The 20,145-nt window shown below is 37.8% G+C and carries 17 protein-coding genes and 1 tRNA gene; 9 read left to right on the top strand and 9 right to left on the bottom strand.

The window, feature by feature from the left end:
* Positions 1 to 6: 6 nt before the first annotated feature.
* The 3 genes from QM481_RS15625 to QM481_RS15615 all read right to left on the bottom strand — a co-directional run bounded on the left by QM481_RS15625 (position 7) and on the right by QM481_RS15615 (position 4,384).
* Positions 7 to 1,539, bottom strand: coding sequence for a bifunctional metallophosphatase/5'-nucleotidase (locus tag QM481_RS15625; protein WP_283382389.1), 1,533 nt, complete (start codon positions 1,537 to 1,539; stop codon positions 7 to 9).
* Positions 1,540 to 1,685: 146 nt separating this feature from the next.
* Positions 1,686 to 2,555, bottom strand: a complete 870-nt coding sequence (locus tag QM481_RS15620; RefSeq protein WP_283382388.1) for an aldose 1-epimerase family protein — start codon at positions 2,553 to 2,555, stop codon at positions 1,686 to 1,688.
* A gap of 140 nt (positions 2,556 to 2,695) precedes the next feature.
* The gene (locus tag QM481_RS15615) at positions 2,696 to 4,384 is read right to left on the bottom strand and encodes a sodium:solute symporter family protein (protein WP_283382387.1); all 1,689 of its coding nucleotides are present in this window, start codon (positions 4,382 to 4,384) and stop codon (positions 2,696 to 2,698) included.
* Positions 4,385 to 4,788: 404 nt separating this feature from the next.
* On the opposite strand from QM481_RS15615, the gene QM481_RS15610 reads away from it, so the two are divergent.
* Positions 4,789 to 5,556, top strand: coding sequence for an SDR family NAD(P)-dependent oxidoreductase (locus tag QM481_RS15610; RefSeq protein ID WP_283382386.1), 768 nt, complete (start codon positions 4,789 to 4,791; stop codon positions 5,554 to 5,556).
* Between the two features lie 201 nt (positions 5,557 to 5,757).
* Here QM481_RS15610 and QM481_RS15605 read toward each other — a convergent pair whose 3' ends face one another.
* Positions 5,758 to 6,300, bottom strand: coding sequence for a hypothetical protein (locus QM481_RS15605; protein WP_283382385.1), 543 nt, complete (start codon positions 6,298 to 6,300; stop codon positions 5,758 to 5,760).
* A 165-nt stretch (positions 6,301 to 6,465) separates the two neighbouring features.
* On the opposite strand from QM481_RS15605, the gene QM481_RS15600 reads away from it, so the two are divergent.
* The 3 genes from QM481_RS15600 (at position 6,466) to QM481_RS15590 (ending at position 9,450) form a co-directional block, all read left to right on the top strand.
* Positions 6,466 to 7,548 (top strand): sialidase family protein, encoded by a 1,083-nt coding sequence (locus tag QM481_RS15600; RefSeq protein ID WP_283382384.1) that lies wholly within the window; start codon positions 6,466 to 6,468, stop codon positions 7,546 to 7,548.
* A 213-nt stretch (positions 7,549 to 7,761) separates the two neighbouring features.
* Positions 7,762 to 7,843: transfer RNA gene (locus tag QM481_RS15595), tRNA-Leu, on the top strand.
* Positions 7,844 to 8,115: 272 nt separating this feature from the next.
* Complete coding sequence (locus QM481_RS15590; protein WP_283382383.1) at positions 8,116 to 9,450, top strand: trigger factor; 1,335 nt, start codon at positions 8,116 to 8,118, stop codon at positions 9,448 to 9,450.
* A 62-nt stretch (positions 9,451 to 9,512) separates the two neighbouring features.
* Here QM481_RS15590 and QM481_RS15585 read toward each other — a convergent pair whose 3' ends face one another.
* The 3 genes from QM481_RS15585 to dnaG all read right to left on the bottom strand — a co-directional run bounded on the left by QM481_RS15585 (position 9,513) and on the right by dnaG (position 12,405).
* Positions 9,513 to 9,701, bottom strand: coding sequence for a hypothetical protein (locus QM481_RS15585; RefSeq protein WP_166551697.1), 189 nt, complete (start codon positions 9,699 to 9,701; stop codon positions 9,513 to 9,515).
* Between the two features lie 63 nt (positions 9,702 to 9,764).
* On the bottom strand, positions 9,765 to 10,265 hold the full coding sequence (locus tag QM481_RS15580; RefSeq protein WP_166551698.1) for a SixA phosphatase family protein: 501 nt from the start codon (positions 10,263 to 10,265) through the stop codon (positions 9,765 to 9,767).
* A 70-nt stretch (positions 10,266 to 10,335) separates the two neighbouring features.
* The gene (gene dnaG / locus QM481_RS15575) at positions 10,336 to 12,405 is read right to left on the bottom strand and encodes a DNA primase (RefSeq protein ID WP_283382382.1); all 2,070 of its coding nucleotides are present in this window, start codon (positions 12,403 to 12,405) and stop codon (positions 10,336 to 10,338) included.
* 309 nt (positions 12,406 to 12,714) lie between these two features.
* Here dnaG and QM481_RS15570 point away from each other — a divergent pair, with 309 nt between their 5' ends.
* The 5 genes from QM481_RS15570 (at position 12,715) to QM481_RS15550 (ending at position 18,817) form a co-directional block, all read left to right on the top strand.
* Positions 12,715 to 14,109 carry a vanadium-dependent haloperoxidase gene (locus tag QM481_RS15570; protein ID WP_283382381.1) on the top strand — a complete coding sequence of 465 codons (1,395 nt, stop codon included), beginning with the start codon at positions 12,715 to 12,717 and terminating at the stop codon, positions 14,107 to 14,109.
* A gap of 254 nt (positions 14,110 to 14,363) precedes the next feature.
* Positions 14,364 to 14,864, top strand: coding sequence for a hypothetical protein (locus tag QM481_RS15565; protein ID WP_283382380.1), 501 nt, complete (start codon positions 14,364 to 14,366; stop codon positions 14,862 to 14,864).
* Positions 14,865 to 15,104: 240 nt separating this feature from the next.
* Positions 15,105 to 16,073 (top strand): hypothetical protein, encoded by a 969-nt coding sequence (locus tag QM481_RS15560; protein WP_283382379.1) that lies wholly within the window; start codon positions 15,105 to 15,107, stop codon positions 16,071 to 16,073.
* A gap of 96 nt (positions 16,074 to 16,169) precedes the next feature.
* Positions 16,170 to 17,165 carry a transporter family protein gene (locus tag QM481_RS15555; protein WP_283382378.1) on the top strand — a complete coding sequence of 332 codons (996 nt, stop codon included), beginning with the start codon at positions 16,170 to 16,172 and terminating at the stop codon, positions 17,163 to 17,165.
* Between the two features lie 80 nt (positions 17,166 to 17,245).
* On the top strand, positions 17,246 to 18,817 hold the full coding sequence (locus QM481_RS15550; protein WP_283382377.1) for a vanadium-dependent haloperoxidase: 1,572 nt from the start codon (positions 17,246 to 17,248) through the stop codon (positions 18,815 to 18,817).
* 116 nt (positions 18,818 to 18,933) lie between these two features.
* Here QM481_RS15550 and QM481_RS15545 read toward each other — a convergent pair whose 3' ends face one another.
* On the bottom strand, positions 18,934 to 19,416 hold the full coding sequence (locus QM481_RS15545) for a hypothetical protein (RefSeq protein ID WP_283382376.1): 483 nt from the start codon (positions 19,414 to 19,416) through the stop codon (positions 18,934 to 18,936).
* An 18-nt stretch (positions 19,417 to 19,434) separates the two neighbouring features.
* The gene (locus tag QM481_RS15540; RefSeq protein WP_283382375.1) at positions 19,435 to 19,848 is read right to left on the bottom strand and encodes a hypothetical protein; all 414 of its coding nucleotides are present in this window, start codon (positions 19,846 to 19,848) and stop codon (positions 19,435 to 19,437) included.
* Positions 19,849 to 20,145: the final 297 nt, after the last annotated feature.

The raw sequence follows: 20,145 nt of genomic DNA, 5'->3' as shown, positions 1-20,145 counted from the left end.
TCAAAATCATTTTGTCTTCAAATACGCAATCAATACCTTTCTCACATCTGAGCGCACGTCGTTAGTATCATTGGCATCGGGTTCGACTACCTTCAATACATCAGGATTTTTATCTGTCAAAAAACCTAGATTTGTTTCTTTTCCTTCTATCAAAAATTTAGGTAACACCACGTAATAGGTTTGATTGACATCCAATAATTTCTCATTGATTGTCCACTCGTTTTTTGTAGCATCGTAGGTAATTTTATCCCACTGCAAATATCCCCCATTACCTTTGTTTTTCAGTCCTGTATTCAATACCTGTTCCAGCAACCTACCTTTCATTTCGGCCTCCACGATTTTTCCACCAAAAGGCAATACACGCATAATATCCAACTGCGTCACCTTACCGCCCACTTGGTCATCGATGCGCACCGAACCACCATTAAATATCGCACAGTCGTTGGGTTTGCTTGATGCTTTCGACATTGCTTTAGCAATAGCAGTACCAAGGTTAGTTTGAAAATTGCGAATACTACTTTCACGACCGTCAAGTGGTGTATCGAGTGTGGCAACTACATCGTTTTTATCAAGCCCCATTTTCTTGATAGCTGCATCCAAAATTTGCTCCCATTTTTGTACAATAGTTGCCACAGAGGCATCTTCCACAATGGTGTCGTCAATTTTGCGTAGTTCGCTTGTAAGGCTTAGCTTTTTTGTTTGGGTATCAAAAGAAAAATGATGTACATAAACTGTTTTTGCATTGGCATCCGCTTTTGCAATGACAACATCTCCTACTTTCTGAATCATATTGTCGTGATCGTGCCCACCCATCAAAAGTTTTACTTCTGGTAACATTTCAGCTAGTTTTGCATCATCTACCTTGTTGAGGTGAGTAATAGCCACTACAAAATCACATTGGGGTTTGAGTTCTTGATACGCTTTTTTAGCTGATTCAAAAAAGTCGTCATATACTACAAAGTTCTTCTTGTTGGCTGGCAATACCACCGAGAACATACCTACTTTTACAGAGGCTCCTGAAGCATTTTTGAAAGTCAAAATTGTAGTCTTCGGAAATGGAACATCATTTTTGGCAAAAGGCTCTACGCCATTTGGGGTATTATGAAAAGCATTTGAAGCCAACCAATTAAATTTAGAAAGGTTGATTCGTTCTAATAATTCGGCTTCGTCTACATCAAACTCATGATTGCCCAATCCTACCCAATCCATCCCAATGGCATCCATTACCTCCACCATTTGTTTGCCTTTAATACTTTTCCCTTCATGCTTAAAAGTTCCTATTAAAGACGGATTTAGGAAGTCTCCAGCTAACAACGTAATCGTATTGGGGTTTTGAGCTAATAACTCCTTGCGAACTGTAGCTACGCGTGCCATTCCTCCTACTTTACCTCCTTCAAGCGGTGCGATTTCATACACATCATTGAGATGCAAAAACGTAACATTTACAGTTGACTTAGAAGAAGAATTAGGCGTTTGTCCGCTTTTACAACTAATAAGAAGTGCTTGAAAGACAAGCAAAAGAAGTAGTAGTTTTTTCATATTGGTATTCATAAAAGATAGTATTGAAGGTTAACTGACTTTTCTCTAACATCCTGAAAATAAAGAAAAAAGGCACAAGATTTAAGTTAATGTTTTTATACATTTATTCCTTAAATCTTGTACCTTTTTATTTTCCTAAAATCTTCCTATATCAGTTTTACACTCCACGAGCGAGTAAAGGTTTCGGAAGGGTTTAAGGCGATAATACCTTCTTTTTGAGTAATATCTTGGTTATGACTTACATGGTCGGCAATGCCACACCATGGTTCTATACATACAAAATTGGCATTTTTAGCCGCCCAAATTCCTAAGAAAGGATACCCTTTGAACCCAAACTCTAATTGATGCTGCCCCGAATTAGACTTTAATGTAATACAATCAGATTGAAGGTTTTTGTAAACCAAAGCATCTTGCTGAAATAGCTCTTTGGTTAGTGGAATTTCATGAGAGGTCACCACGGTACTTTCTGGCGTATCCATAATCAAACCTTCGGGTGACAAAGGCCAACGAGCAAAGTCTTCGGTTTTATTAAAAACTAATCGATAATCTTCATACGCAAGCCCTTCTTCTATTGGAACTTTGAAGGCTGGATGCCCCCCCACCGAAAACCAAAGTAACTTATCCCCAGAGTTATCCACAATGTATTGTAATTCCAATTGGTTTTCTTGAAGAGTATATTTTAATCTAAACTCAAAGTCAAAAGGATATACCGTTTTTGTATTTTCATCAGAAGCTAGCAAAAAAGTTACCGTATCTTCTGTCTGCGTTTCTATTTCAAATATGCCATCTCTAGCAAATCCATGACGTCCCAATTGATAAGCTTTTTCTTCGTAGAAATAGGTATTATCCTTCAGCGAACCAACAATTGGAAAAAGTACAGGCGAGTGTTTACCCCAATAAGCAGCATCTCCCTCCCACATAAAATCAATATGGCTAGATAACTGTACAAGGCTCACTAACTCAGCACCTTTGGGATTAATCGTTGCTTTGAGGTATTGGTTTTGAATGGTAATCATGAGACAGAGGTAATGGTTTGTTGTTTGTTTTAAGAGAACACAAAATTAAGCTGTAAAGATACTTACAAAACATATCAATCTTTATAGAATTAGGGAATGGTCAGCGGTAGCTACCCAATAAGCTAACTAACAAATAACCATTAACCTATAATCTTTTTAGGTGTTAGTAAATGAATCAAATATGCAAAAACAATCACCAATACACAGCCAATAAGATTTAACCATAAAAAGGCAGTTAAATCAATCCACCAAGTATAAATCACGATAATTTCGGCTAAAATTGCTGCCCAAAACACAGCATTTCCTTGGATGTTTCTGAAATAAAAAGCTACTAAAAATACCCCAAGGATTGTTCCATAAAACCATGAACCAAGGATATTTACCGCTTCAATCAAGCTTCCGATATTAGCGGTAAATTGCGCCACGATAATACAAAAAATCCCCCAACCAAGCGTGACCCAGCGCGATACAGTCAAATAATGCTGATCGGTATCTTCAGGATGTAATAATCTTTTATAAATATCAATAATAGTACAAGAGGTAAGCGAACCAAATGCCGATGCCATCGAGCCCATAGAGGCTAATAAAATCACAGCAATCAATAATCCCACCATCCCAACAGGAAGATATTTAGTCACAAATGACAAGAAGATATAATTGGTATCGTTGGTATCTGTTTCGGGGCTAGTCTTTTTCAATAAATCTTTTACTTCTGTTCTCAACTCACCGCTTGCCTTATCGGCCTCAGTCACCTTGACTTTTGTTTGCTCGATTTGTTGTTCATTGCCACTTTTAAGGGCATCGAACATTTGAGTAACTGCTACCTTTTTTTCTTGAAAAATCTGTGAATGTTTGGCTTCTATTTGTCGGTATTCCTGCGTATTGGCAATTTTATCTAAACCTGTTTGGTTAAAAAATAGCGGTGGTTGATTGAACTGATAGAAGACAAAAACCAAGGCTCCAACTAATAAAATCAAAAACTGCATCGGTATTTTAAGCATACCATTCATCAATAAACCAATACGGCTTTCACCTACAGATTCCCCAGATAGATATCGACCTACCTGCGACTGATCTGTACCAAAATAAGATAACTGCAAAAAGAAACCACCAATTAAACCCGACCAAACATTATAGCGATTATTCAAATCAAATTTCCAGTCGATAGCATTGAGTTTTCCCATTTTACCAGCAACTTTTAACGTATCCACGAAACCAATTTCCGTAGGTAAAAGGTGTACGACCATATAGCCAGCCAAAAACATTCCTATCAATACCACAAACATTTGCTGCATTTGGGTATATGAAATGGTTTTTGAGCCCCCATACATACAATAAAGCGTTACGACCAAACCTGTCATGATATTGGTCCAGTACAAATCCCAACCCAAAATGGTGGATAAAATAATCGAAGGAGCAGCAATGGTTACACCTGTAGAAAGTGCCCTAGGAATCAAAAATAAGAAAGAAGTCAGTACACGTGTTTTTAAATCAAAACGACCTTCCAGAAACTCATAAGCGGTATAAACGTTGAGTTTTTTAAACATCGGAATAAAAGTCACCGACAGCACAATCATAGCCAAAGGCAAGCCAAAGTAAAATTGTACAAAGCGCATACCATCGGTATATGCCTGCCCTGGAGCCGACAAAAAAGTAATAGCACTTGCCTGAGTAGCCATCACCGAAAGCGTGACATGATACCATGGCAATTGTCTGTCAGCCAACAAGAAGCCTTCAATATTTTGCCTAGAAGCACGCCCCTTCCACATACCAAATCCTACAATTCCACCAAGGGTAGCCACCAAAACTAACCAGTCTATATTCTTCATCTATTTAATCATTTACAATTCAAAGCTTGCGATTTAGCAGTACAAAATTCATAAACTATAACCAAGCTTTTACTAGTGGTATTTTGGTCTAGCGAAAATATTCGCTGAATAGTTGGAATAAACATATCATCAGTACAAGGTTGCCGACAACAATCCAATATAATTGTGACCATGAAGACACAAATGGAGGCAAAGCTTTATCTTTTTTAGTTTCTGGTTTCATAAATTACGTTAAGAAATAGTCTGTATTCAATCAGCAATAAACCTTCTGCAAGATAAGACATTTGCAATGGAATTGAAACATCGCTTACAAAGTGCCTCTATCTTGTGTTTTTAAAAAAATCCTCTTAAATTTAGTATGCAAGCATAATATTTTACTCTAAAACAATCTTAACTATCAAAAAATGAATGCCAATCAGATTTTTAATCTTGAAAACAAAGTAGCCCTTATCACAGGCGCCAGCAAAGGAATTGGCGAAGCAATAGCTCGTCATTTTGCGGCTTGTGGTGCCAAAGTGGTGATTAACTCTCGAAAACAAGAAGAGTTGGATAAAGTTGCCGAAAGTATTCGTGCCGAAGGTGGTTTTTGTATAGGCATAGCTGCCAACGCTGGCGATATTCCAAGTTGTAAAGCTCTCATTCGAAAAGTAGTTGATGAACTGGGCGGTATCGATATTCTTGTCAACAATGCCGCCACCAATCCTGTATATGGTCCTGTACTAGACTGTGAAGAGTGGGCATTCGACAAAATTATGAACATCAATGTAAAAGCTCCTTTTGAAATCAGCAAATTAGTGCATCCTATCATGAAACAACGTGGAGGAGGTTCTATCATCAATATTAGCTCTATTGCAGGTCTCACCCCCGACCCGGGATTGGGCATCTATTCTGTATCGAAAGCGGCATTGAATATGCTGACAAAAGTTACGGCTAAAGAATGGGGATGTGACGGTATCAGAGTAAATTCAATCTGCCCAGGGCTTATCAAAACTAAGTTTTCAGAAGCACTTTGGCAAAATGAACAAGTACTTAACCATTTCGTCAAACGCTTACCTATTGCTCGCATGGGAACTGTAGACGAAATCGCTGGCTTAGCCTTATTCCTTGCCTCTGAAGCCTCTGGTTATTGCACAGGAGGAATCTACGAAGCCGACGGAGGAACAACAATATAACTCGAACGGTGAATTAGTAGTGTGTGAAAGGAACTAGGATTTGTCAATTTCGGATTTCCGATGTCGGATTTTGGAAGTGTAATCCACCTGTTATATAGTATTTCATAAAAACAGAAAAGGTTTACTTTATTTCCGAAACCAGAAATCCCAAACCCGTAATAGTTTAAAATCCATACTACACTACTAATTCACTCAATAAACCTACTCTATTTCTTTCCATTCGCCTTTTTTGAAATAGACATTATGATATTTTTTTGATTTAAAAACTAAAAACAGTTCATTGTCTTTGAAATACAAGCGTGGATTTGTCTTGAGAATGTGGTGTGTTGGGGTATCCATGTGCAACATCAAATTTTCATTTGAATCCAGCTTGGTGGTAGAAATACCTCCTCTGTGAGTTTTATTGATTTTGGCACCATTAGTCAAATGGAAATAGATAGAATCGTTGTCTTTTATTTCAAATCTAAAATGATTGTATTGCCAGTCTACTTGGTCGCCCGAAAAAAACTCTCTTGCAATTACATACGAGCCATAATAGTGCTTTTTTTCGATAGGAATATTCACCAGTTTTTCTTCAGGTGAGGATCCACGTTTACTAAACAACAATAGTATTCCCACAACTCCCCAGAGCATTACCAAAAGCCAGATGTAGATTTTCTTTTTGGTAAGATCCCAAGCACCTACTAAAATCCCAGATATGGGTATGATGATTAGAATAAATACCCAATTAGCACTTATTTCCATATTTTTAAGAGTTTATCAATTTTAATTTTAGGCAAAAAAGACAGTCAAAATTGCTCATTATTTCTCAAACTTGTTAGTCTAAGTTATTATTAGGCTTCTTCGATATGAGTTCTCCAAGAATTCTGTAACTTCAATACCACATCTCTAACAAACTGTATTATTTCTATGAAATCTCTATTTAGATTGCTCAGTAAAAGCATTTTCATACTTCTATTTTTTTACAACGGTCAAGCACAAACGTCCCCTGAAGGCATTGTCAATTCAGAATTCATTTTTCCAACAACTGAATTTCCCGAATGTCATGCTTCAAGTATTGTACAAACTAAGGATGGTTTCTTGGTTACGTGGTTTGCGGGTACACACGAAAAAAATCCAGATGTTTCTATTTATGCCAGCAGATATAGCCATGGAACATGGTCTAAGCCCATCGAACTAGCCAACGGTGTTCAATCTTCAGATGTACGCTACCCTTGTTGGAACCCCGTGCTGTTCCAAGTACCCCAAGGTGATTTATTATTATTTTACAAAGTAGGCCCCGACCCTGTTCATTGGTGGGGAATGATTAGACGTTCAAAAGACGAGGGTAATACTTGGTCTGAACCAGAAAAGCTTCCAGAGGGAATTTTAGGTCCTATCAAGAACAAACCCGTTTGGTTACACAACAAAACAATCTTATGCCCTACTAGCACCGAGCTAGATGGCTGGAAATTGTACTTTGAATATAGCAAAGATTTAGGAAAAACATGGCAGAAAACGGCATTTTTAAACGATGGCAAAAATATTATGGCTATCCAGCCAAGTGTACTGTTTCATCCTAAAGGCAAACTTCAGCTACTATGTCGTAGTCAAAACGATGCCATATTAGAAGCATATTCAAATGACAATGGTATGACTTGGAGCGAAGTTCAAAAAACAAGCCTTCCTAATCCCAATTCAGGAACTGATGCTGTTACGCTCAAAGATGGTCGGCATATTTTGGTATATAATCATACAATTAGGTATGAAGGCAAATGGGGTGGACCTCGCTCCCCTATCAATGTCGCTATTTCGAAAGATGGTAAAAAGTGGTTTGCAGTTACCGAATTAGAAACCGAACCTGGAGAATTTTCATATCCTGCCGTAATCCAATCGACCGATGGAATGGTACATATCATCTACACTTGGAAACGCAAAACAGTCAAACATGTAGTTTTAGATCCCAAAAAGATTTCAGGTAAAGAAATCATGAATGGACAATGGCCCAAGTAATTGACAAAGTAGCGGAGATTGAACATTGAAACCTTATGAATGAATCAGCAGTAAATTTTTAATTTATTTTTAAAAAAATATATCAAAACAATCAACTGAAAGACAATTAGTTGCGATATAAATAGCAAAAAACAGAAAAAATATTTTCATTTTTTTTCGTAAAAAGTTTGGAATGACGAATCTCTTCACTAATTTTGCAACTCCAAAACGCAAGCGGGCGTGGTGGAATTGGTAGACATACCAGACTTAGGATCTGGCGCCGCGAGGCATGGGGGTTCGAGTCCCTCCGCCCGTACTATCTCAAAGCCCTCTCAACCGACAAGGTTTTGAGGGCTTTTTTGATTGTGGATACACGGGTTGCGGAATCAGATTTACACATTTAAGTAAACGAAAATGTAGAAAAGTTTAGGACAGCCTACAGATACAGCGCCTATCCATTTCTATATCCTCCATTTCAGAGATGACTCATTCTCGCATTACTTAAACGTAAATTTTTGATTTTCAAAAATTATCCACCTTCAAGTATCAAGCCGCAATCCTTAATTGCAAATCAGAAATCTCAAGAAAATGAACATTACGCTCGAAAAAAGTAGCAACGTAAACGCCAAGCTTATCGTAGCATTGGTTGAGGAGGATTACAAATCACAAGTTGAGAAAACACTTAAAGATTACCGTAAACGTGCTAACATCAAAGGTTTCCGTCCTGGAACTGTACCAATGACTGTTGTACAAAAAATGTTCGGAAAATCTGTTTTATTAGAAGAAATCAACAACTTGTTGGGTAGTTCTGTTCAAGAATATATCAAAGAAAACAAATTGAACATCGTTGGCGACCCAATGCCAGTAGTTGAAGACCAAGAGTCTATCGACTGGAATACTCAAAAAGAATTTACATTCTCTTATGAGTTAGGTTTAGCTGGTGATTTCACTGTAGATTTCGACGCAATTCCTGCTGTTACTTCTTACGAAATTCAAGCAACTGAGAAAGAAGTTGAAGAAACTATCGACAACTTGAAAAAGCAATTTGCTGAGCAAATCCACGCTGAATCAGTTGAAGATGGCGATATGATTTTCGGAACTTTTACTCAAGGTGAATGGTCTGAAAAATCTGCAATTCCAACAAAATCAATCAAAGACGAAGCTAAAGTTACTTTCGTAGGTGCAGCTAAAGGTGCTACTTTGACTTTCGATATCGACAACGTGTTTGTTGACGAAAAATCAAAAGGTTTAGCAACTAATAAAAAAGGTGATGATGTAGCTGCTTTAGCTGGTGAAGTATCTTTCGCTATCGAAGATATCACTCGTCAAGGAGTTGCTGAATTGAACCAAGAGTTGTTCGACAAAGTATTAGGTGCTGGTAAAGTATCTTCAGAAGAAGAATTCAGAAAAGAAATTCTTTCTATCATCGAATCTAACTACGTTCGTGAATCTGAGTATTTGTTGAGAATCGATGCTGAAAAAGCACTTCTTGAAAACATCTCTATCGAACTTCCAGAAGAATTCTTGAAAGAGTGGTTGGTGAAAGTAAACGAAGGTAAATTTACAATGGAACAAATCGAAGCAGATTTCGAAGCTGTAAAACGTGACGTTCGTTGGAACTTTATCAAAAACGAAATCGCTGACAAATTTGAAGTAAAAGTAGATTACCCTGAGGTAATCGAAAAAACTAAAGATATGGTTCGTGGTCAATTCGGTATGTACGGTCCTGGCGATGCTCAAATGGAAGAAATGATCGAGCGTATCGCTAACGGTTACTTGACTGACAAATCGAAGAAAGACAACTTTATGAATATGTTCAACCAAGTATATGCAGATAAAATTGCTGCTGTAATTGTTGAAAAAGTAAAAGTTGAGAAAAAAGCTATCGATGTTGAAGAATTCAAAACTATCGCTGGTGCATAATTAAGACTTTTGAAAAATAAAAAAGGCTAAATCTTATGAGATTTAGCCTTTTTTATTGACTCTTACTTGGTGTTTGCAACCGTATCTGTTTGTGTACTGGTACTAGTCGAATCTCCTCCCCAAGCCCTTACAAGTTGTTTCTTCTTATTCCACGGTGCTGTGGTATTTCGAGCCATATCAATAGCCAGAATTACGACAATAGTTGTAAAAATAACAAATACCCAACGAAGGATTTTTTGATTCTTATTCATCGTATCACTCGGTTTTATAAATTGATTTGATATAAAGAAAACCTCTTCTTTTATATCAAAATTTTAGGTTATACTAATAATCGAATCAGGTGAATCATATATAAACATGTGTCCTGTTCTCTTGGATACCTCTGCCCATGTTAAATTCTCGAAAGTCATTCCTACGACTGCACAAGTTGGCATTGAACCGATATCTTCATGTGTTAGATATTCAGCAAAATAACTGATACTTGGATTATGTCCTACCAACATTGCCACTGTAATGTTCTCTGGTATAGCATTAATGGCATCGAGATAATATTTGGGGGTGCTTTCATACAAAGAAGCCTCTTCTTGAATCATGCCTTCATCCAACTTCAGTTGTTCACAAAAAACTTGTGTTGTCATCCGTGTACGTTCTGAATTGGATGTAAGAATTAATTCAATTCCTGTCAACTTATCAGCCAAATGTCTGCTCATGCGTGCGGCATCAATCATTCCACTGGGTGTGAGTGGACGAAATATATCTGGACTTACCGAGCTCGATGCTTGTGCATGACGCACCAAAAAAAGTGTTTTTTTCATAGACCAATAGCGGTTTAAAATTGTTGGTAACGATTATTTGTTAACAGGATCTGTTATGTAAAATATGTTTTTATCGAACTACTACAGTTCCTAATTCTTTAGCAATTTGCTTCTCTACTTCTTTGGCCTGCATAAATTGCATCAACAAAGTATTTTGTTCTTGAGGATCTTTGGTTTGTGCAAGTTGCTTCATTAATGAACTTAGATGATCGTCATTAAATGATTTTTTCAAACGTAAGATATTCGTATAGGCCATATCAGCCAGTTTATCTAATTCAGTTGGTACAAATATTTCATGCTTACTCAACCATGCTTCTGAAACCGAGTGTTTTTCTGCTACTAGGTTAATTGATTCGGATTGTATTTCTGCAATCGGATGGGATAAAAAGTATTGAGTATCTGCCACCGTACCTTCGAGGAATTTCTGGCGACAAAGCATCAGCATTTCCTGATAAATAGGTGTATTAAATTGTAAACCATCTATTTCCCCTAAGACATATTGCATAAGGGTAATTCCTGGTGCTACCGCTGGATCTACCTCTCGTGTACCATGATTGATCAATAAACGAATACACTCTTGTTCATGTAAAGTAGTAGCGTAATTCGCTATCTGAGGTAAAGGGCTAGGCTCAGGCGTTGGTAGCACGGTGGCTGGTGCTCCTCCAAACTCTTCATAACCAAAATTATCCTCTTCCGAAAAGCTCATCATACCTTCATCAAAAGAAGGCAAGTTATTGGTTGAAGTCGATAAGGTTATTCCCGAAGGCAAGTCACTTTGAAGTCGTTGGCGGTTATTATCCCTTTGAGCGTCTTTCTCTTTTTGTTTGACCTTTTCAAGTGCTAGCTTATTGCTTTCTGTAATCAATAACCCTTCATCGATTTGCATCAAGCTCGCAGTTTTTTGAAAAAACACCGAACGCTTAATAGAGTCTGGAATTCTGGAAATACTTCCAACCATATCCTTAATCAACTCGGCACGCTTGAATGGATCGTTACCTGCTTCTTTCAGGAATAATTCAGCTTTAAAAGTAATAAAATCGGACGAATGGTCTGAGATATATTGCACAAATGCATCAGAACCAATTTTTTGAACATAACTATCTGGGTCTTCTCCTTGTGGAAAAACTACCAATTTTACATTCAAGCCTTCCTCCAAAATCATGTCCATTCCTCTCAGTGAGGCTTTGATACCCGCAGGGTCACCATCGTAAAGAACAGTAATATTTTGCGTAAATCTTGCAATCAAACGTATTTGCTCGAGCGTCAAAGATGTCCCTGAGGAAGCCACTACGTTTTCGATACCTGCTTGGTACAACGAAATCACATCAGTATATCCCTCTACCAGATAACAAACATCCTTTGAACGGATAGCATTTTTGGCTTGATAGATTCCGTAAAGAATATTGGATTTGTGATAAACTTCGGTTTCTGGAGAATTGAGATATTTAGGTTGATTTTTATCAGCTCGAAGGATTCTCGCACCGAAAGCAATCGTTTTACCCGATACATTATGAATAGGGAAAATGACACGATTTCGAAATCGGTCAAACATTTTGTTTTCTTCTGGCTTCCGAATTGTCAACCCCGCTTTTTCAAGTACATCAATACTATAGCCATTTTTGAGTGCATCTTTGGTAAAAGCATCCCAAATATCAAGACTATACCCCAACTCAAAAGCTTTAATAGTTTTATCAGAAAAGCCTCTTTCTTTGAAATAAGGATAGCCTATCGACTGCCCTTCTTCGTGTTGAAATAAGTTATTTTGATAATAATTTTTGGCATAATTCAAGGCGATGTACAAACTCTCACGAGCATTTTGTGCTTGTAGTTGTTCATCCGTCAACGGAGATTCTTGAATAGTTATATTATATTTTTTGGCAAGGTGACGAAGCGCTTCTCCATATCCTAAACCTTCGATGTCCATTATAAAGCGCACCGAGTCTCCTGCTTTTCCACAGCCAAAACACTTATAAATACCTTTGGCTGGCGATACGGAAAAAGAAGGTGATTTTTCGCCATGAAAAGGACAACAAGCCCATAAATTCGCCCCTTTCTTCTTCAACGACACATAGTCGCCTATCACATCTGCAACCTGCGCAGCCTGTTTAATTCGCTCTATGGTTTCTTGGTCAAGTCTCATTTCAAAAATTTCTAAAAATACTTACAACTTAAGGATTCGCTTTTACAAGCACGATGTCTTCTTTACTAAAAACAATACTAAATTAATGAATGTCTCATAGATTTTGTCGAAATCCTTAGTTATTCCATAAAACGGTATATTTTTTCGTTTGTGTATCTTCTTAGAAAGTTACATTTACCAAACCATCGTTTTGATTTATATCATCAAAACAACGCGTTCTTAGGCATTATTTTTGCACAATAATACTTACGCAATCAACCGCCGAATCCAAATCACACTGCTTTTAGTAGTAGCTTATTGAAAAATATAATGAAAAAAAAATTACTCAACTACAGATTGTCTGTACTCAAACAGCTATTTGTACTTAGCCTCTTTTCAGTCTTTCTTGCTGGATGTTCTAAAAACTCAGATGTCAATCCTTCAAATACGGCCAACCCAGCCGATGCCTTTACGTATGAAATAGCCTCTAATTGGGCAGAGCTTCAGCTCAATTTAACCAAAAGTACAAGTGGTTACACTCCCCCTGTGGCTGCACGAGCTTATGGACTAGGTGGACTTACGATGTACGAATCTATCGTTCCAGGATTGTTGGACCATAACTCCTTAGCGGGTCAGCTTTCTAATTTAAGTAAACTTCCTACCATCGAATCTGGAAAAAGCTATAACTGGGCATTGGCACTCAATGCAGGGCAAGCTACTATTTTAAAAGCGCTCTATGCCGAAAGCTCTTTAGCACAAGCTTCCAATAATCAGAAAAAAATAGATTCGCTAGAAACAGCAATGACTGCCTCTTTTAAAGGTAGCTCAAACACAGACGAAATAGAACGCTCCGTTACTTTTGGAAAAAATATTGCTAATGCCATTTTCGAATGGTCAAAAACCGACGGTGGACATGAAGGTTATAAGCGTAATTTCCCTTCAAGCTACATAGTGCCTATTTTTCCTGGGGCTTGGCAGGCTACCGAGAATGGACAGAAAATTCCTATGCAACCGACTTGGGGCAACAATCGTACTTTTGTTCCTGTAAATACCACACTTGTTCCTCCAGCACCAATTGCTTTTTCAACGAGTATTACATCACAGTACTTTGCTCAATATCTTGAGGTTTATACCAAAAATAGAACTTTAACTTCTGAGGAAAAAGAAATTGCCGTTTGGTGGGCAGATAACCCTGTTGAGACTTTTACGCCACCAGGACATTCATACAACTTAGCCAATATCGCAGCCAAAACTTCAAAAAGTACCTTAGGAAAAGCTGTTGAGGGATTTGCTCGCACAGGAATCGCCGTTGCCGATGCTTTTATTCTTTGTTGGAAATGCAAATTTTTGTTCAATAACGAACGCCCTTACACCATGGTAAGAAGAGCCATAGATCCTTCATGGAAGCCATTTTGGCCAGCTCCACCTTTTCCAGGTTATTCTTCAGGCCATGCGACACAGTCGGGTGCTGCTGCCGAAGTATTGACGTATGTGTATGGAAATAATTTTAAGTTCGTAGACAATTCGCACGTAGGCCGAGGAAATGATGCTGCTACAGGTACACCATTCAAAGCAAGAAGCTTTAATAACTTTTATGAATTTGCCGACGAATCAGCTATGTCACGCTTTTATGGAGGAATTCATACTCGTCAAGATAATGAAGTTGGGTTAAAAGAAGGAAAAAAAGTAGGCAGAAATGTTAATAGTTTAGCTTTCCTGAAATAATCTAGCATGTATTTTTCTTTCAAAAGCCCTAATCATAACAATTGATTGGGGCTTTTATATGATCAAAATAATCAGACAAAACAGTTTTTACCTCCTTCAGGCTCTCAATAAAACTTGTACATTCCTAAGAATCGAATTTTACCCTGATTTTTTTGGTATATTTTTCTGTAAATTTGTTCTAGAATCATTGTGCAAATATCTATCCGTTGAAACGTATTCTTTCCATATTACTGGTTGGCCTCCTTCTGTATAACATGATGGGGTATTCGGTAGTCTATTGGTTTGAGACCAATAGAGCCGAAAGTTCGTTTGCGCATACGGTTCAGCCTGTTTCGGGTAAAGAAGATTATGTGCTTCTCAAAATGCCATTGTCACTTCCTTATCAAACAGATTGGAGCACAGATAAAAAAGTAAGTGGTACCATCCGACAAGGAGATATTCATTATCAGATGATTTCTCAGAAATTAGTCAATGATACCCTTTATACGGTTTGTAAAATAGACCAATCTGCTCGTGATCGCTTTTTCAACCTTGCTTCGCATATCAACGAGCACGTGGCTGACAAAGCTGGCGACTTCTCTAAAAAGTCATCTTCTCAATTACTCAAAAACTTCTTGAAGGAATACATGTCTTCTGACAAGAAGCATATCGTATTCGTCATTGACTGGGTACAACCACGTCAAAATCACATTCATTTATTCACACCAGAAACTCGTTCTGTAGATACTCAATCACCGCCACCCCGGCAATGCTAATTTGTACGATTTGTTGGCAGTAGCAATTGCTATTGCATAGTTTGTTTTGGGTAAAATTCACCCAACAGTTTCTCTATGTCCATACAAAACGCTTAAATTCAGCATTACATGAAAAAATTCTCCTCTATCGCAATTACTTTTTTTTGTATTTTTCTAATAAATTTTAAAAATTTTTCACAAGGATGCGTTGCTGTTCGCCACATGAGCTGCTCAACTGGTAACGGAACTAGTTCTTCATCAATGTTACAACCTGGCCAATGGCAGGTTTCATTAGGGTTTAGAAACCTTCACTCTCACAGGCACTTTGTGGGTACAGAAGAGCAAACTCAAAGAGCCTTAAACAATACTGAAGTAATCAACGATTCTCAAGGATTTGATTTAGGTATCTCTTATGCTTACAACAGCCGCTTAAGTTTTGCTCTAAATATTCCATTTGCTGTCAATGTTCGTGCATCTAAATACGAACACTATGGTAACACTGCTGCCAATACACAATACTTTGATACTCACTCAACAGGTATTGGTGATATGCGTTTGACAGCTACTTACTGGTTATTAGATCCATTAGATCATGCAAAAGGCAATATTGCTTTAGGTCTTGGTGTAAAAGCACCGACTGGCAATTCGAATGTACAAGACCAGTTTCACAAACTAGATAAAGAAGGAAAAGAATATCTGATTACTAAAGCTGTAGACCAATCGATTCAGCTTGGAGATGGCGGATGGGGCGCAAACGTAGAAATTCAAGGTTATCAACAAGTACTCCCTAAGACTGTTCTTTATTTCAACGGGTTTTATTTATTCAACCCACGTAATGTAAACAATACTTTAACGTCAGGAACCAAAGAAGCTGCAGCCAATGAGATTGTGGTGTATCACTCTGTTGCAGATCAATTTGCGGCACGTGTAGGTGCAAGTTATGCGCTTTTATCAAAAGCTGGATTATCAGTAAGTTTTGGAGGCCGTATTGAAGGCGTTCCTGCTCATGATGTTTTTGGCAAAAGCGAAGGCTTCCGCCGTCCTGGCTATATCATATCAGTAGAGCCTGGTGTTGTTTACTCAAAAGGGAAAAACACTTTTGCTCTCACAGTACCTATAGCTACTACTCGCAACAGAATCCAGAGTGTAGCTGACTTGAAATACGGTAAGCATGGCGATGCCGCTTTTGCGGATTACTTTATTTCGGCAACCCTTTCTCATCGCTTCTAAACTCTATTTAGACGGGTCGGGGTGCACTTTTTGATGCACCCTATGACCCAATTACTAACTATTTTGATAGCAAAATTCCAATTTATATATAACAGTATGAAATTTAGACTATTACTCGTATCAAGCATTCTTGCATTTAGCTCATCGCTTTTTGCACAAAATATGACAGATGGTATTTTCATGGCAAAAAAGAATTTTTGTGGTGGAATTGGCTATACGCACGACACATGGAATAAATACTGGGAAGGCTCACTTTTCAGAGAAAATAAAAACTTAGGTAATGTAAATACCCAAATGATTACTGCCATGGGTAACTATGGTATCTCAGATCGATTCAATGTACTATTTATGCTTCCTTATGTAAAAACAGAAGCAACAAAAGGTACTTTGAAAGGCATGAGTGGAGTACAAGACCTTACGCTAGCGTTGAAATATAGACTTGCGCAAATCAAGAACTTGTCAGTAATTGGCTCTGTGGGTGGTTCTCTTCCTACAAACAATTATGTTGCTGACTTCTTGCCATTGTCGATAGGTATGCAAAGTAAGACAGTATTTGCTCGTGGAATTTTGTATTACACACTTCCTCACGAACTGGCGCTTACAGCTCAAGGCGCTTATATTCATCGTAGTAATGTTCGTGTTGACCGTGAGATGTATTTTTCTGACCAAGCATATTTCACGAATGAAATGATGATGCCAGATGTGGTAAACTTGGGAGCTAAGTTTGGTCACTATTCATATCGTTGGCAATTGGAAGCTACTTATGAGCAAAATATCGTAAATGGTGATATTGACATTCGTAGAAATGATATGCCAGGTTTGTGTGCTAAAATGGACTTAACTCGTATTGGCTTGGTGGCAGCATATCGCATTCCACAATTGAAAGACTTACAAATTATGGGGACTATCGGACAGGTAGTTGCAGGTAGAAACGTAGGAAAATCTACAACTTTCTCTATTAGTATTCTTCAATATATTGACTTACGCAAAAATAAAGGAGGTGGCGGTATCCCAACTGGGCCAATTTGTCGTCCAGGAGATACTAACCATGCAGGTAATATGTCGACAGATGAGCATAAAAGTGGTCATTAATAAATCAGTGTATGCATAGATAGTTTATCAAAACATTGATGACTTTTTTTATTCTCTTTAAAAATTATAATTCTTGAATCATGAAATCTTCATTTTTATCTATAAAAAAACTAATTGCAGCAACGGCAGCATTAGCAGTTATTTGGGCTTGTGAAAAAAGCTTAGAAAGAGACGGTACCGAATTAGATACCCTTGTTCCAACAAAAGTTGACGCTGATGCTGGAACTTGGAAACCATATATTTTACAAACAGCTACAGAAGTAGCATTGACAGCACCCGAAGATGTAAGTTCGGCGAACTATCAAAAGGAACTTCAGGAAGTAAAAACAGCCATGGGAAATATCAGCGATGATCAACGTTTGGCTATTCGTTATTGGGCTGGCGGCGGCATTTTGCGCTGGAATCAGATTATGCGTAGTTTGGTGGCAAAGCGTAACCTTCCTCCTGCCGAAAATGCCACAGGTGAATATCCGATTCCGAATTCGGCAAACCCTAATGCTGATCCGATATTTCCATTTGCCAACCCTCCTTATGCATCACGCTCGTATGCGTATGTATCTGTGGCACAATATGATGCATTGGTTGCGGCTATGGCTTACAAACAACAATACAAAAGAAAAGCACCTTATCAGGTAGATGCTAGCATTACTCCTGTTATTGTAAGCAAATCTACTCTTCCTTCGTATCCATCTGAAGATGCAGTAATGGCAGCCGTTTCGTATGAATTCTTGAAACGTCTTTTCCCTTCTACAGAAGATACTTTGTTCCTTTACAAAAAGAAAGAAGAGCAAAAATGGTTTAAGCTTTGGGCTGGTGCGTCTACTCGCTCAGATATTGAAGCTGGTGAAAAATTAGGAAAAGCGATTGCTACAAAAATTCTAGCTCGTTACAGTTCAGACGGTATGCGTAATGCTATTGGTGTAAAAGCACAATGGGATAGTCTTTCAAAAAGAGTTGAAGAAAAAGGTGAAGTAGCTTGGAAATCTTTAGAAGATGCTCCTCGTCCACCAATGCTTCCATTCTTTGGTAATGTTAAACCTTGGAACATGACCAACCCTGAGTTACAGCAATTGAGTATTCAGTATCCTCCACTCTCTTACAATTCTGCGGAATTTAAAAAGCAAGTAGCAGAAGTAAAAGAGTATGTTACGACCAATGCTACTCGTGAAAATATTGCTATTGTACATTTCTGGGCAGATGGAGCGGGAACTTACACACCTCCAGGTCACTGGAATGCTATTGCAGAAAAATATATTGTGGCAGATAAACAGTCAGAATTCCGTGCAGCACGTAACTATGCCTTGCTAAATACAGCTATGATGGACGCTGCGATTAGTTGTTGGTACACCAAATCGTACTACTACTTCCCACGTCCTAGTCAGGCTGACCCAAGTATTAAAACCTTGACAGGAGTACCAAACTTTCCAGCGTTTTCTTCGGGGCACTCAACATTCTCTGCTGCGGCAGCAACAGTATTAGGTTATTTATTTCCTTCGGACGAAGCTAAATTTAATTCAATGGCTTCAGAAGCATCAATGTCTAGGTTAATGGGAGGTATTCACTATCGTATGGACTGTGAAAGCGGCTTAAAGTATGGGAAGCTTATAGGCGCTAAAGCAGTAGCTCGTGGGCAACAAGACGGAGTGAAATAAACAAAAAAAGCACCTATCCTTGGGAAGATAGGTGCTTTAACCTCTAGATAAACAAAATAATATAAATGGTTAGTGAACGACACCTGTCTGGATTTTCTGGGCAGGTGTTTCTTTTACTAATGATTTACCTTTGTTTCCATTTCTTGATGAAGTTTGGCATTTTCTTTTATCAGAGAATCTGCTTTGAAATAAAAGTACACTGCCAAAATCAAAAATATCTTTGACAACACGAATACAGCAATGAAGGCTGGTCGCCAAAATTTATGCACTTTTATGTGTGTATTATCGTATTCCACCTCCAGATAACTTGTATCTGCTTTAGGTTTTTCTTCATGATGCCCTCCTTGTTCAGTAAACTCCCATTTTTTGAGGTCATTCGTTTCTTCTTTATATTTCAATCTATCACGAATAGCTGGGGGAGGTGGTACGGCTTGTACCATAAAATGCTGATTTATTGTAACGCTTAGTTGGCTTAGGACATCGGCAATTTCTGGAAATTCATAGGCATATTGCTCTACCTGTTGTTGCTCGGACTCATTAGCCACACCCAACAGATATGCTTCCAGAACACCACTTTCTATGTATGTTTGTGTATTCAATTTAGTTCAAAATTAGGATTAACGAAATAGTTTAAAATACTCGTTGAAAGCCTTCAATACTCTTTCTCTTGAGATATTGAGTTTTTCGGCAATCACTTCAGGCTTTAAGCCCTGTCTAAACGATAAGTCAAATACTAGTTTTGGGATGGTATCTTCCGAAACTAGGTTTTCGTTAATGGGAGGTGAAGTTGAACTTGCATATTTTGTTTTATATTCAACAGCTTTTGCTCTTGCATTACGTATAATACAAATAGTTTTATTCACCACATTTTCATTACATCCTTGCAAGGATATAGAACTAAATAACGATACCAGCACCTCCTGTGCTAGTTGTTCGTTTGGAATAATTTGAAGAATTACCCCATAAGCTAGTGCTCCATACTGATCATACATAGACAAATGATCAGAGTAAACAGCTAACTTTTTTCCCAATAGATTATTGTTTGACGGCTCCAATATACTTATTTGGTTTTGATGTAATTTTCCCTACGGAAATATAAATTAAAATGCCTATACCGCTTATTTTGCACGGTTATAAGACAACAAAATGGTTTATTGATAACTATAGTAAAACTAAGGATTATCGCCTGTGTTTCCAAATTTGGAGTGGCTTTTCAACTGGTTATACAGAATCATTCTAACCAAAATCAATATCTATATCTACACTTAAGAATTTTTAACACAAAGTATCAAATATTTTCTCCAACTTTGTGTTATAATAAAGTATAC

The sequence above is a fragment of the Flectobacillus rivi genome (assembly GCF_030056655.1).
In the GTDB taxonomy this organism is placed as follows: Bacteria; Bacteroidota; Bacteroidia; order Cytophagales; family Spirosomataceae; genus Flectobacillus; species Flectobacillus rivi.
This window is presented reverse-complemented; position numbering and strand designations above follow the sequence as displayed.

Excerpts from the sequence above, each read along its gene's own strand:
- dnaG (WP_283382382.1), bottom strand. The coding sequence starts at position 12,405 with ATGAGACTTGACCAAGAAACCATAGAGCGAATTAAACAGGCTGCGCAG.
- QM481_RS15560 (WP_283382379.1), top strand. The coding sequence starts at position 15,105 with ATGTTACAACCTGGCCAATGGCAGGTTTCATTAGGGTTTAGAAACCTT.
- QM481_RS15555 (WP_283382378.1), top strand. The coding sequence starts at position 16,170 with ATGAAATTTAGACTATTACTCGTATCAAGCATTCTTGCATTTAGCTCA.
- QM481_RS15565 (WP_283382380.1), top strand. The coding sequence starts at position 14,364 with ATGATGGGGTATTCGGTAGTCTATTGGTTTGAGACCAATAGAGCCGAA.
- QM481_RS15610 (WP_283382386.1), top strand. The coding sequence starts at position 4,789 with ATGAATGCCAATCAGATTTTTAATCTTGAAAACAAAGTAGCCCTTATC.
- QM481_RS15625 (WP_283382389.1), bottom strand. The coding sequence starts at position 1,539 with ATGAAAAAACTACTACTTCTTTTGCTTGTCTTTCAAGCACTTCTTATT.
- QM481_RS15590 (WP_283382383.1), top strand. The coding sequence starts at position 8,116 with ATGAACATTACGCTCGAAAAAAGTAGCAACGTAAACGCCAAGCTTATC.
- QM481_RS15605 (WP_283382385.1), bottom strand. The coding sequence starts at position 6,300 with ATGGAAATAAGTGCTAATTGGGTATTTATTCTAATCATCATACCCATA.
- QM481_RS15570 (WP_283382381.1), top strand. The coding sequence starts at position 12,715 with ATGAAAAAAAAATTACTCAACTACAGATTGTCTGTACTCAAACAGCTA.
- QM481_RS15615 (WP_283382387.1), bottom strand. The coding sequence starts at position 4,384 with ATGAAGAATATAGACTGGTTAGTTTTGGTGGCTACCCTTGGTGGAATT.
- QM481_RS15580 (WP_166551698.1), bottom strand. The coding sequence starts at position 10,265 with ATGAAAAAAACACTTTTTTTGGTGCGTCATGCACAAGCATCGAGCTCG.
- QM481_RS15550 (WP_283382377.1), top strand. The coding sequence starts at position 17,246 with ATGAAATCTTCATTTTTATCTATAAAAAAACTAATTGCAGCAACGGCA.
- QM481_RS15620 (WP_283382388.1), bottom strand. The coding sequence starts at position 2,555 with ATGATTACCATTCAAAACCAATACCTCAAAGCAACGATTAATCCCAAA.
- QM481_RS15600 (WP_283382384.1), top strand. The coding sequence starts at position 6,466 with ATGAAATCTCTATTTAGATTGCTCAGTAAAAGCATTTTCATACTTCTA.
- QM481_RS15585 (WP_166551697.1), bottom strand. The coding sequence starts at position 9,701 with ATGAATAAGAATCAAAAAATCCTTCGTTGGGTATTTGTTATTTTTACA.